General features: G+C 57.6%; 12 protein-coding genes and 1 pseudogene. 10 read left to right on the top strand and 3 right to left on the bottom strand.

Going from position 1 to position 12,551, the window contains the following annotated elements; translation table 11 throughout:
• The first annotated feature begins 1 nt into the window (after position 1).
• The 10 genes and pseudogenes from hpaH (at position 2) to ACREXZ_RS29375 (ending at position 10,027) form a co-directional block, all read left to right on the top strand.
• Positions 2-805 carry a 2-oxo-hept-4-ene-1,7-dioate hydratase gene (gene hpaH / locus ACREXZ_RS29420; protein ID WP_431767654.1) on the top strand — a complete coding sequence of 268 codons (804 nt, stop codon included), beginning with the start codon at positions 2-4 and terminating at the stop codon, positions 803-805.
• 15 nt (positions 806-820) lie between these two features.
• The gene (locus tag ACREXZ_RS29415) at positions 821-1,207 is read left to right on the top strand and encodes a RidA family protein (protein ID WP_431767653.1); all 387 of its coding nucleotides are present in this window, start codon (positions 821-823) and stop codon (positions 1,205-1,207) included.
• Between the two features lie 29 nt (positions 1,208-1,236).
• On the top strand, positions 1,237-2,103 hold the full coding sequence (locus ACREXZ_RS29410) for an amidohydrolase family protein (RefSeq protein ID WP_431767652.1): 867 nt from the start codon (positions 1,237-1,239) through the stop codon (positions 2,101-2,103).
• Between the two features lie 47 nt (positions 2,104-2,150).
• A complete protein-coding gene (locus ACREXZ_RS29405; protein WP_431767651.1) occupies positions 2,151-3,176 on the top strand; it encodes an amidohydrolase family protein in 1,026 nt (341 codons plus the stop codon).
• Positions 3,177-3,188: 12 nt separating this feature from the next.
• On the top strand, positions 3,189-4,037 hold the full coding sequence (locus ACREXZ_RS29400; protein WP_431767650.1) for an amidohydrolase family protein: 849 nt from the start codon (positions 3,189-3,191) through the stop codon (positions 4,035-4,037).
• Between the two features lie 59 nt (positions 4,038-4,096).
• On the top strand, positions 4,097-4,954 hold the full coding sequence (locus tag ACREXZ_RS29395) for an HpcH/HpaI aldolase family protein (RefSeq protein ID WP_431767677.1): 858 nt from the start codon (positions 4,097-4,099) through the stop codon (positions 4,952-4,954).
• Positions 4,926-5,852 (top strand): phosphate ABC transporter substrate-binding protein, encoded by a 927-nt coding sequence (locus ACREXZ_RS29390; RefSeq protein ID WP_431767649.1) that lies wholly within the window; start codon positions 4,926-4,928, stop codon positions 5,850-5,852. The genes ACREXZ_RS29395 and ACREXZ_RS29390 overlap by 29 nt, the downstream gene beginning before the upstream one ends.
• Positions 5,853-5,917: 65 nt before the next feature.
• The gene (locus ACREXZ_RS29385) at positions 5,918-6,985 is read left to right on the top strand and encodes a porin (RefSeq protein ID WP_431767648.1); all 1,068 of its coding nucleotides are present in this window, start codon (positions 5,918-5,920) and stop codon (positions 6,983-6,985) included.
• 92 nt (positions 6,986-7,077) lie between these two features.
• The gene (locus tag ACREXZ_RS29380; RefSeq protein ID WP_431767647.1) at positions 7,078-8,367 is read left to right on the top strand and encodes an MFS transporter; all 1,290 of its coding nucleotides are present in this window, start codon (positions 7,078-7,080) and stop codon (positions 8,365-8,367) included.
• A 50-nt stretch (positions 8,368-8,417) separates the two neighbouring features.
• Positions 8,418-10,027 (top strand): annotated as a pseudogene (locus tag ACREXZ_RS29375) (aldehyde dehydrogenase (NADP(+))).
• Positions 10,028-10,145: 118 nt separating this feature from the next.
• Here the strand turns inward: ACREXZ_RS29375 and ACREXZ_RS29370 are convergent.
• The 3 genes from ACREXZ_RS29370 to ACREXZ_RS29360 all read right to left on the bottom strand — a co-directional run.
• On the bottom strand, positions 10,146-10,418 hold the full coding sequence (locus ACREXZ_RS29370) for a DUF4148 domain-containing protein (protein ID WP_431767646.1): 273 nt from the start codon (positions 10,416-10,418) through the stop codon (positions 10,146-10,148).
• A gap of 545 nt (positions 10,419-10,963) precedes the next feature.
• The gene (locus ACREXZ_RS29365; RefSeq protein ID WP_431767645.1) at positions 10,964-11,305 is read right to left on the bottom strand and encodes a zinc ribbon domain-containing protein YjdM; all 342 of its coding nucleotides are present in this window, start codon (positions 11,303-11,305) and stop codon (positions 10,964-10,966) included.
• A 440-nt stretch (positions 11,306-11,745) separates the two neighbouring features.
• Positions 11,746-12,551, bottom strand: an 806-nt coding sequence (locus ACREXZ_RS29360) for a phosphate acyltransferase (protein ID WP_431767644.1), incomplete at its 5' end; no start/stop codon positions are given.

The raw sequence follows: 12,551 nt of genomic DNA, 5'->3' as shown, positions 1-12,551 counted from the left end.
CATGTTCGCACCCGAATTGATCCATCGTCTCGCGCAATCTCTCGAAGACGGAGAGCGTAGCCGCGAACCCGTCGATATTTTCTCGATCGCACATCCGAACATCACGATCGAAGACGCGTATGCCATCCAGGCCGAATGGATGCGCATCAAACGCGAGAATGGGCGGAAGGTCGTGGGCCACAAGATTGGCCTGACTTCGAAAGCCATGCAGGACGCAGTCGGCATCGATGAGCCCGATTTTGGCGTGTTGCTCGACGACATGGTGGAGTACGACGGCGCTTCGATCGATACGTCGCGTTTCCGCTCGCCGCGCATCGAAGTCGAACTGGCATTCATTCTCGGCAAGCCGCTGTCCGGTCCGGACTGCACGTTGCTCGATGTACTCGACGCCACGCGATATGTCGTCCCGGCGCTGGAAATCCTCGACGCCCGCTTGCATCGCGTCGATCCGGCAACGGGCAAGGGTCGCAAAGTCATGGACACGATCTCCGATAACGCGGCCAATGCGGCGCTCGTGCTGGGCGCGCGCCCGTTCCGTGTTCACGACTTCGATCTGCGCTGGATTTCCGCTCTGTTGTATTGCAACGGGCGAATCACGGAAACCGGTGTTGCAGCCGGTGTACTCGGGCATCCGGCGCTGGGCGTGGCATGGCTCGCCAATCGCCTTTCGGGGTATGGCGAAAGTCTTGCCGCTGGCGAGATCGTGCTCGCAGGTTCGTTCACGCGAATGATCGATGTGAAAGCAGGAGACGTGATCCATGCAGACTACGGTCCATGCGGCTCGATCTCGTGCCGTTTCGTTTGACGAGGGGGAAGAATAATGGCTCGTCGTAAAAGCATTTATCTGGCTGGATTCAAACACAAGAATCCGATTCCGAACGCGTGCGTGATCGACGGACTTCTGATGTCGGGCGTCGTTCTCGGCGTCGATCCGGCGACGGGCGATATGCCCGCCACGTTCGAAGCGCAATGCGCGAACATGTTCGGTCACGTGCGCGCGATCGTCGAAGCGGCCGGAGGAACGCCTGTCGATATCATCAAGATGACGGTCTGGTTGCGCGATCCCTCGCAGCGCCAGCCTGTGAATGACGAATGGCTCAAGCTCTTCCCCGACCATGACGATCGGCCCGCGCGTCACGCGTTGCCGTTGACTGCGGAAGGTCCGTCGCTCGTGCAATGCGATGTGACGGCCGTGTTGCCCCGTTAACTTAGCTGGACGATTTGGGAATTCTTGTCATGGCCGATTATCTTCCGTTCGATCCCGACCCGCGCACTCCGTCGAAAATGCCGCCGCCGCTGGCGTGTGACAGTCAGTTTCACGTATTCGGTCCTTCCGAACGTTACCCGGTACTGCCCGGCGCCGCGTACGAAATGCCGAATGCGACGATCGACGTGGCGCTGCGCCTTCATTCCATCCTTGGCTTTACGCGCGGTGTGATCGTGCAGGCAACGACGTATGGCGCCGATCATCAGATCGTGCTCGACGGACTGGCGGCGGCCGGCCCGAACTATCGCGGCTGTGCGAATGCCGTCGTACTGAAGGAGCGCGATGACGCATACATCGCAAAACTGCATGATGCAGGGGTGCACGGTGCGCGCTTCTCACGCGCAGGCCTTGGGCCTTCGATGGATGCCAAAGACATCGAACGTGCCTTGGCACGTGTGAAAGAACTTGGCTGGTATGTGAGAGTGCAACCGGAGCCAGGCGGCATTGCATCGACGATCGAGCCGTTCCGTCACTTGAGCGTTCCGCTCGTGATCGACCACATGGGACGCCCGAATCCGGAAGCCGGTGACGCTGATCCGTCGCTCAAGGTTGTCCTCGAAATGCTCTCCGAGGGCAACACGTGGACGATGCTTTCACTTGGCGAGAAGATCACGAAGGCAGGCCGTCCATGGGACGACGTGCTGCCGATCGCGCACAAACTGGTGGAAGCCGCCTCGAATCGATGCATCTATGGAACGGACTGGCCGCATCCGGTGTCGCCCAAACAACCGCCGAATGATGCCGATCTGCTCGAATTGCTTTATCGCTACGTTCCTGACGAGGCGATTCTGAAGCGCGTGCTGGTTGATAATCCCGCAGAACTGTTCGGATTTTGATAGATTTTTCGCCCAGCGTTCCCGTTAGGCGAACCAAGGAAGACAACATGATCATCGATTGCCACGGCCACTTTACGACTGTGCCTGCATCGTTTAAGAACTGGCGCGCGAAGCAGGTCGAACATGCGAACGATCCGGCCAACGCACCGTCGCGCGATGCCGCCTTTGTTAGCGATGACGAGATTCGTGAGGCCATTGGCAATGGTCAACTCAAGTTGCAACGCGAGCGCGGCAGCGACCTCACTTTGTTCTCGCCGATCGCGGGTCTGATGAGCCATCATCTGGGCAACGAGCGCACCAGCATCGAATGGGCCGAACTTTCAAACGATCTCGTTCATCGTGTGACGGAACTCTATCCGGACAATTTCGCGCCGGTTTGCCAGTTACCGCAATCGCCGGGTGTAGTGCCGGGCAATTCGGTTGCGGAGTTGCGTCGATGCGTCGAGGAACTTGGCTTCGTGGGCTGTAACCTGAACCCTGATCCCAGCGGCGGTTACTGGACCGGCAAGCCCGTGACCGATCGTGAGTGGTATCCGCTTTACGAAGCGCTCGTCGATCTCGACGTGCCGGCGATGATCCACGTGGCAGCGTCATGCAATCCCTGCTTTCACGGTACAGGCGCGCACTATCTAAACGCCGATACTTCGGTATTCATGCAGATACTGCAATCCGATCTGTTCACGGATTTCCCTTCGTTGCGCATCGTCATTCCGCACGGTGGCGGCGCAGTGCCTTATCACTGGGGGCGTTATCGGGGGATGTCGCTGGAAATGCGGGAGCGCCCGCTCGAAGGCCTGCTCAACAATATTTTCTTCGACTCTTGCGTGTATCACCAGCCGGGGGTCGAACTGCTGACCAAAGTCATTCCGGCGGGAAACGTGCTGTTCGGCTCGGAGATGATTGGCGCGGTGCGCGGGAAGGACCCCGCTACAGGGCAATACTTCGACGACACGAAGCGCTATCTCGATGCTTGCGAAGCATTGACCGACGAAGATCGCTTCAAGATTTTCGAGGGGAACGTGCGTCGTGTTTATCCGCGCCTGGATCGGCGCCTGAAAGCCCAGGGCAAATGAAACGGAAGTGCTATGACTCAAGTTATAGATATTCACCCGCACATCATTTCCGACGACGAAACTCGTTACCCGCCGACGCCTTTATTCGGTAAGCGCTCGGAGTGGTCGAAGGAGCGTCCGACCACGGCGGAAACGCTGATCGAAGCCATGGATCAGGCGGGAATCGCCAGGGCCGCGGTGGTGCATTCATCGACGACCTACGGTTTTGACAACCGCTACGTCGTGGAGGGATGCGCGAAATATCCAGAGCGGCTCGTCGCAGTCGGTTCTGTCGATGTTCTGCAACCGGATGCGCCCGCAACGATACGCCGGTGGATCGAGCGCGGGCTCGTCGGGCTGCGGCTATTCACCGGTGGCAGCACGAAAGCGTTCGATCCCAGTGTTCTGGAGGACCCGCATTCGTTTCCTGCCTGGGGACTCTGTGCTGAACTGAAGTTGCCGATGTGCATCACCACAGGCGTTGTGGGACTGCCCCAGGTCAAAGCGCTCGCGAGGCGGTTTCCGGACGTTGCGATCGTGATCGATCACATGGCGCGTCCCGACCTCAAGGATGGTGCGCCGTACAGCAATGCGGAGAGTTTTTTTGAGCTTGCGTCTTTCGCGAACATCTATCTGAAGCTGACGCCGAAAAACTGTGAAGACGCGAGAAGCGGGTTGGCTACGCCGGAGACGTTCTTCCCGAAACTCGTGGAGACATTTGGCGCACAGCGGCTCGCATGGGGGTCCAATTTTCCGACCTCGCCTGGAACGCTCGCTGAGATTCTCGGCGTCATGCGCACGAGCCTCGGAAGTCTCAGTGCCGAAGATCAGGATTGGATACTCGGAAAAACTGCACAACGTCTGTACCCCACCCTTCTTTGATGCCATGTCGCGCGGTGTGCCGCGCGCCTGGACTGCAACCAGAATCAGGAGAACCTTTCATGAGTGATGCGCGCCTGAACAGCATCATCCGTGCTTTCGAATCGGGCAAGCCGGCACTGACCGCCTTCGCCAAACTCGACAAGCAAACGGCCATCGAAATGAGCGACGCGCCTTATGACGGCATCGTGTTCGAGATGGAACACAATCCGTATGACGTCTCGGCGCTCGGCGATGCGCTTCAATACATGTTGAATCGGAAGGAGATTGCCGCTTCCGGATCGATCACGCCACGTGTGACACCGATCGCGCGGATTCCCTCTAACGGCGTTGAAATGAACCAGGCATTCGCCAAGCAGGTTCTCGATCGCGGCTGTTATGGCGTCGTGTGGCCTCATGTATCGACCGTCGAGCAGGCATACAACGCAGTGGCATCGTGCCGTTATGCAAGGCCGAAGAATGCACTGCTGTACGAGCCGAAGGGCGTCAGGGGGGATGGTCCAGGCACAGCCGCACGCTACTGGGGCTTGAGTATGGCTGACTACTATGCAAAGGCCGACGTATGGCCGCTGGCGCCGCACGGTGAGATTCTCGTTGGCCTGATGTGCGAAAGCGTGGAGGCGATCGAGAATCTCGACGACATCCTCGCGAATGTGCCGGGCATCGGCTTTATCCTGATCGGTGAAGGCGACTTGACCCAGCAGCTTGGCTATGCGCGTCAGTACGAGCATCCCGAAGTACTCGGCGCAATGAGCAAGATCGTCGAGACTTGTCGCAAACACGGCGTAATGGTGGGGCATCCGCATGTGACGGCGAAGAATCACCAGCGAGTCCTGCAGGAAGGGTATCGATTCCTGATGTCGGCGCCGTCGCGTAGTTACGGCATCGTCAATGAAACACGCGAAATGGCCGGCTATTGATATGTCGACGACCCAAGCCAAACCGCCGACCTTGCGGGTGAATCTGGACAATCATCCCGTCACGCGAGCGATGAGAGATGGTGGGGTGACGTCGGATATCGTCAAGCTGGATTATTGCGGTCCGTCACCCGCGCACAACGGCTTCAAGGCGATGTTGTGCGAGAACGCGTTCGACGCCGGTGAATTGGCGATCGTGACTTTCCTTCAGGCGAAGGCGTTCGGTAAGCCCTATGTGTTGCTACCAGCACCGATTCTCGGTCGGTTGCAGCACCATTGCGCGGTGTACAACTCGGCGTTTGGAGAACTTCATCCGAAAGATATCGAGGGCAAGAAGGTCGGCGTGCGTTCGTACGCGCAGACCACTGGCCTGTGGGTTCGCGGAATCCTGAGGCATGAATACGAGGTGGATCTCGACAAGGTGACGTGGACGACACTCGAAGACGGGCATCTCGCCGAGTATGTCGAACCGGCGTATTGCGAACGTCTGCCAAGAGGCACCTCGATCGCTCAGCGAATGCTCGACGGCGAACTGGCTGCTGCTCTGCTCGGAGCACCGGACATGCCGAAGGATGCGCGTGTGCGTACGCTCATTCCAGATGCTCAGATCGCGGCGAAAGACTGGTTCGCGCGAGAGAACGTGGTACCCATCAACCATATGTTCGTCGTGCGTGAGGACCTCTCGAAACGGCACCCGGAAATCGTGCGAGATGTATACCGAATGATCGTCGAGAGTCGCGAGCAGGCGGAGGGTTTGCCAGACATATTTCCGCCAATCGGGCTGGAAGCAAATCGGAAAGGCCTTCAGCTCGCCATCGACTGGGCTTTCGAGCAGCAGATCATTCCCCACAAATTGAGCGTTGACCAACTGTTCGATGATGTGACTGGAAGTCTTGGTTGAGCGACGGATGTCGATGTCTGTGAAGATGGCTTGACCCGATCGGATCGAGCATCGAGAAAATATAGTTGTACTACAAAATAAAATTTGAATTGGAGACGATGATGCGTGTGGAGACGATCGGAGAAGTTCTTTTGCTGACTGCGTTGGGATCGATAGCCGGGGCCGCCCGCGCGCAGGGTAGTGTCACTCTGTCTGGTGTCCTTGACGGCGGTATCCGGTACACCGATTCGAGCGCAGGGACGACTTATTCAACGAACAACAGAGGATGGTACAGCTCGAACCGGGTGGTCTTCATTGGCTCGGAGCAGTTGGGCGCGGGCTGGTTTACCTTCTTCAGGCTGGAAACAGGCTTTTACCTTGCCAGTGGTGCGCTGGACAACACAACCAGCCAGTTGTTTAACCGGGCTTCTTATATCGGCGTTGGAGGCCCGTATGGGAAGGTCGTCATCGGTCGGCAATTTACGATCGCGCACGATGTCACGTACGACTACGATCCCTTCAACCTTCTGTATCCGACATTGATTCCGGTGTCGGGTGCATCGGCGGGGTTTCGGTTAAGCAACGACGTGAAGTATGTCGGAAGCGTGGGTGGCTTGACGCTTAGCGCAGACAACTCGTTTGGTGGAGTCGCCGGGCAGTTCAACGATGCATCGGCGCGTAGCGTGGGTTTGCAGTACAAGTGGAACTGGTTGAAAGTGGGAGGCGCTTACGCATACCGTTCGCTTCAGGTGGGTACGGCCAAAACCTATCAACCGGACAACTATTACACATTGGGTGCTGAGCTGACGTTCGGGCCTGTGCGTTTTGCTGGCGGATACATGAACGATAACCAGGTGCAGACGCAACCGACTGCCGATATCCGAACGCTCAACTATTGGGGTGGCGCTACCTATGACCTGAGTCCGAGCGTGCGTCTGGGCGCGGCATATTACATTACCGATTTGCCGAATCAGAGCGGAAAGCGGAGTATCGGAATCGGGAGCATCACTTATGCGTTGTCCAAGACGACCCTGCTTTACGCCGAAGTCGACTACACCAAGTATGGCGGAAGCTACGTGACCAACGCATCATTGAATACCCAGAAAATCCCGCATCAGATCGGCGCAGCGGTTGGTATCAATCACTCATTCTGAGCGTCGGCAACGCCTTGAAAAAGCGTGGATGCAAAAAAGGTGGATGCGTTGACTTGCAGATTGAAGAGCGTTGCATTGAGTTGGGAGTTTGTATGAACAGGAACATTGAGATGACCGGAGCAAATGGCTTAAGTCGTTCGTCGGCGGAAAGGCCGTGGGCTATTCTTGTTTTGCTTACCGTAGGCTGGTTGATCTCATTTATCGATCGCACGAGTCTGTCGTCGGCACTGGCCGACAAGAGCTTCGTCCACGAATTTGCGCTTTCGAGTGTTGAGCGAGGATGGTTGGGTTCTGCGGTTTTCTGGTCGTATGCGGCGTTGCAGCTACCGATGGGATGGGTTGTCGATCGGTATGGCGTCAAATGGCCGTATGCCATCTGTTTTGCGCTCTGGTGTCTCGCTGCAGCGGCCACGGGTCTGTCCGATAGCCTGACTTCGCTGATCGTGGTGCGTCTGCTCATCGGTGCGAGCGAAGCCATTGTCCTTCCCGCGAGCTATCGCTACATTGCGAACCACTTTGATGAATCGCGCAAGGGCTCTGCAACCGGTATCTTTTCGATGGGCGGTAAGGTCGGGCCAGCGATTGGCGCGGCTGCCGCAGCCTGGCTGATCGTCGCCTATTCCTGGAAAGCCATGTTCGTGATTACAGGGATGCTAGGCATGATCTGGCTCATTCCCTGGCTGATCGTTGTCAATAATGATTTCCCTTCACGTGAGCAACTCGCAGCGGCAAAGCGTCGTGCGCTCAGCGTTCCGCTGCGCAATTTGTTGGTGAGTCCCGTGGTGTGGGGCGGATTTATCATGACGTTCAGCTACAGCTACTTCGTTTTCTATTGCGCGACCTGGATGCCGTCGTATCTGGTAGAGCAACGCGGGCTTACGCTGATGAGATCGGGCTTGTACACATTTGCGAGTTTCATCTGCGTTGCGTTCGTTGCGGTAATGGCAGGGTGGGCTGCGGATCGCATCATTGCACGGGGGCGAGATGCATTGGTTGTTCGCAAGGCTTTTATCGTTGCGGGATCGATTGGCGGGATGACGATCCTGTTCGGCGCATATGCGAAGTCGCAGGAAATGGCGCTGTTCTGGAACGTGGCTTCGCTGTCGCTCGTAGGGCTGACCACTGCAAACAATCTGGCCCTGTCGAAGTTGACGCTGATTCCGAAACCCGCGATCGGTCTGAACACCGGGCTGTTGACCGTTTCCACGAGTCTTGCTGGTGGCGTGTCCGCCAGCCTGTGTGGCTGGCTGCTACATATTGGTGGGAGCTATACGCTTCCCATGGTGTCCGTCTGCGTGTTCCTGGCTTTAGGGGCAGTGAGTGCCGTTGGCCTGATGCGGCGCGAGTGGGCTCCAAAGGTCAACGACGAAACACCTGCGTGAGCGGCCACCACAAACGAGTTGCCGGAGTGATCTACAAGGACGATACCTTTATGCCTCTTACTGGCCAAATGCTAATCGGCGGTGCTGCGGTGCGCGGCACCGAGGGTTCGCAACGCGCGTTCAATCCAGCCGCGAACATGGAAATACCGGAGCCGGATTTCGGCATGGGTGGCACGGTTGAAGTGGAGCGTGCCGTATCACTGGCCGCAGATGCCTTCGATATTTACAGGAGCGTTCCACTTGCTACACGTGCGGCGTTTCTCGAAACGATTGCCAGCAACATTTTGCAGATTGGCGATGAACTCATCGAGCGGGCCCATGCGGAGAGTGGCTTGCCGAAGCAGCGTCTGCAGGGTGAGCGTGGACGAACCGTCGATCAGTTGCGGCTCTTCGCCAAGGTCGTGCGCGACGGGAGGTTTCTCAGCGCGACGATCGATCACGCTCAGCCCAAACGTCAACCGGTGCCACGCGTGGACCTTCGCATGGCGAAAATGCCGCTTGGCCCTGTCGCACTGTTTGGCGCAAGCAACTTCCCACTCGCATTCTCGGTTGCAGGAAGCGATACGGCGTCTGCACTCGCGGCTGGTGCGCCCGTGATCGTGAAGGCACACGGTGCGCATCTCGGAACATCGGAACTCGTCGGACGCGCAATCCAGAAAGCAGTCAGAGAGATGTCTCTGCCGGAAGGTGTTTTCTCGCTTCTGTTTGGGGCTAGCCGGCAATTGGGCGAAGCGCTGGTATCACATCCAGCCATCAAGGCGGTGGCTTCACCGGCTCCCGACAAGGCGGGCTGGCGCTAACTCGCATCGCCAACGCTCGACCCGAACCCATTCCCGTGTACGCCGAGATGAGCAGTATCAATCCGATTTCCTTTTGCCGGGCGCGCTTGCGAGCCGGGCTGAGGCAATTGGTAAGGGCTTCGCCGATTCTCTCGCATTTGTGGGCGGGGCAGTTCTGCACAAACCCCGGACTTGTCATCGCAATCGAAGGACCAGACCTCGAACGGTTCATCGAGTCAACGACAGAAGCGCTCGCAACCAAGCCAGCGCAGACGATGTTGACGCCGGGTATTTTCGACGCTTTCCGTGCTGGAACAGAAATGACGAATTCTGTTCAAGGCGTGACCCGGGTGGCGCAAAGTGAAATTGCTGGAACAAAGCCGAACTATGCGGAGGCGGTGCTCTACGTTACCGATGCGCGGCGCCTGCTAGCTTCGCCGGATCTCCAGAATGAAATGTTCGGCCCGACTTCGATTGTCGTTCGTGCGCGTGATTTTGATGAAATGCTGAAAGTCGCTGACCATGTCGAGGGACAGCTTACTGTCACGCTTCAGATCGACGCAGTTGATCACCCTGATGCGCAGCGACTGCTACCGGTACTCGAGCGCAAAGCCGGATGCATATTGGTGAATGGTTTCCCGACTGGCGTGGAAGTCTGTCACGCGGTGGTTCACGATGGCCCGTTCCCCTCGACGTCAAATTCCATGTTCACGTCGGTGGGAGCATCGGCGATTGACCGCTTCATTCGACCGGTCTGCTATCAGGACTTGCCGGATTCGTCGCTCCCGCCCGCACTGCAGGAATCAAATCCGTTGGAGCCCTGGCGTGTTGTGGATGGCGAGGTGAATGCACCATCGAATTCGCTGGATACGGTTGCTTAGAACGCAAACCGCGCTACGACCTGTAGCGCGTAACGAAAGACCGAGCGCCGCCTCACTCGTGATGTGTCCCGGCGTTCGACGTCTCCAGATTGTGCGTCGCGCTTCTGGCAGGTACGCATTACTTTCCAGATTCAACCGTACCGTTCGATGCCGGTCCATACGCTGTATTTGTCTCCGCCTGCTGCTGTGCGGCCTTGGCTTCCGCGCGTTGCAGAGTAATCGGATAGAGCGACTCATTCGTGTAGGGGTTGTAGCCGGCCTTCTCGAGTTGTATCAGGCTTGCGTGAACTTTAGCACGAGTAACGGGCTGGGGCGCGTTCGACTGTGCTTGTGCGAGTGCAGGGGCGACAAGTGCGGCGATGACGAGGGTTGCGTTGATGAGTGTTTGCATGTTGAGCCTTGCAGGGACGTTGTTAGCCGCGAAATCAACTCTGCAGCGATGAGACCAGTTTAAGGGTTATCCTTATAAGGATAAACACCTATATCGCACTAAATCAGATTGATTTCCACAGGGTGGACAAATCGTCTTTCGGCTTGGATAGCTTGGGGAGAAGCACGACCCGGGCAAGAGTGTTTTTTGACTAAGGCGACTGCTTGATTGGATCGATCTTTCTGGCAATCGGCGCGGCATCAACTTGTCGCCATGCGCTGGCGTTTCTCGGACGCATTCGTGGAAGGCATTATGAGGGTGTCCGCTGGCAACGCGAACCGAATAAGAACCAAATACTAAGCAGCGGTCGATTGTTGTCACTCATTGTTTTTAAGTTGAAGTGAATGCACATGAGGGTCTGCTCAGAGCCGCAAAGCGGTCGTTGCGGATGAGCGCGTCGATGTCCGCACGGGGTCGCGACAGAAGAAGTTCGCAGCACCGGCGTCACGCACACCGGCGAACTTCCGGCCCAGCTAATAGCCGCAGTTCGTGCGCCATGCGCCGGGTCACACCTTCTTGACGAATTCCGATTTCAGGCTCATGGCGCCAAAGCCATCGATCTTGCAATCGATATCGTGGTCACTGTCCACCAGCCTGATATTCTTTACCTTGGTGCCCATCTTGATCACGCCAGCTGAACCTTTCAGCTTCAAGTCTTTGATGACAGTAACGGTATCTCCATCCTGCAAGACATTTCCAGCTGAATCGCGATAAACCCTGTCAGCTGTTTCGGTTGGCACGGTTGCCTGCGCCGACCATTCATGTGCGCACTCCGGGCAAATGTAGACGCCCGCATCTTCGTACGTGAACCCGGAATTGCATTTCGGACAGGAGGGTAATGCGTTCATGTGTAATCCCTGGCGCCTGACAGGAGGCAAAAAAGCAAAAAAAGTATAACGTGGTCCGGTCACTTGCTTACGGCTGGAGCGCGCGTCAGTTACCAGTCGAAACCTGTGGCGTAGTTTGCAGCAAGTTGACGCGCGGTCAGGGATTTTGCGTCGCGCGATTCGCGAGCTGCCCGGCGAACCGGCTGATGTTTTTCTGTTAGGCCCCTTCGCTGATGTTGCACACAAGAGCCGCGCCCAGGCCCGTCCCACATCACTCGCTCAATCGCCCGATACTCTACGAAAAATATCTCACGCAGTAACCGACGGTAAAATGCAAAGGAATCCCGACGACACCGACATGCACTGCCGTTTACAGGACGTCGTGGGAAATACTGGGCATGCAGGCGAAGTCGATGCCGAAATGCGCTGGTCACCAGCGCCTGCTCCCGACGGTTGACACGTCATGTTGTGCGGGAGGGTGGGTACGCGGCACCCGCATCGGCGACGACCAGCGCCGTCATGTTGACGATGGCACGCACCGTCGCCGACGCCGTCAGCACGTGCACCGGCTTCGCTGCGCCGAGCAGCATCGGGCCGATCGCGATGTTGTTGCCGGCCGCGGTCTTCAGCAGGTTGTACGAAATGTTCGCGGAGTCGATGTTCGGCAGCACGAGCAGGTTCGCGTCGCCTTCCAGCGTCGATTCCGGCAGCACTTCGCGGCGCAGGTTCGCGTCGAGCGCGACGTCGCCATGCATTTCGCCGTCCACTTGCAGGTCCGGCGCGTGCTCGCGCAGCAACGCGAGCGTGTCGCGCATCTTTTGCGCGGACGGCGCGTGGCTCGTGCCGAAGTTCGAATGCGACACCAGCGCGATCTTCGGCTCGATGCCGAAACGGCGCACTTCTTCCGCGGCCATCATGGTGATTTCGCAGAGCTGCTCGGGCGTCGGATCGACGTTCACGTGTGTGTCGACGAGGAAGATCTGCCGGCCCGGCAGCACCAATGCGTTCATCGCGGCGTACACGCTGCAGCCGTCGCGCTTGCCGATCACCTGATCGATGAAGTGCAGATGACGATGCGTCGTGCTGATCGTGCCGCAGATCATCCCGTCGGCCTCGCCCTTCTTCACCATCATCGAGCCGATCAGCGTCGTACGGCGGCGCATTTCGAGCTTTGCCATCTGCTCGCTGATGCCCTTGCGCGCCATCATCTTGTGATACGTCTGCCAGAAATCGCGATAGCGCTCGTCGTGATCGGTGTTGACGACCG

The sequence above is a fragment of the Paraburkholderia sp. genome (genome assembly GCF_050742655.1).
GTDB lineage: Bacteria > Pseudomonadota > Gammaproteobacteria > Burkholderiales > Burkholderiaceae > Paraburkholderia.
Note: the sequence above shows the minus strand (reverse complement) of the source record. Positions and strands in the feature narration are given on the sequence as shown.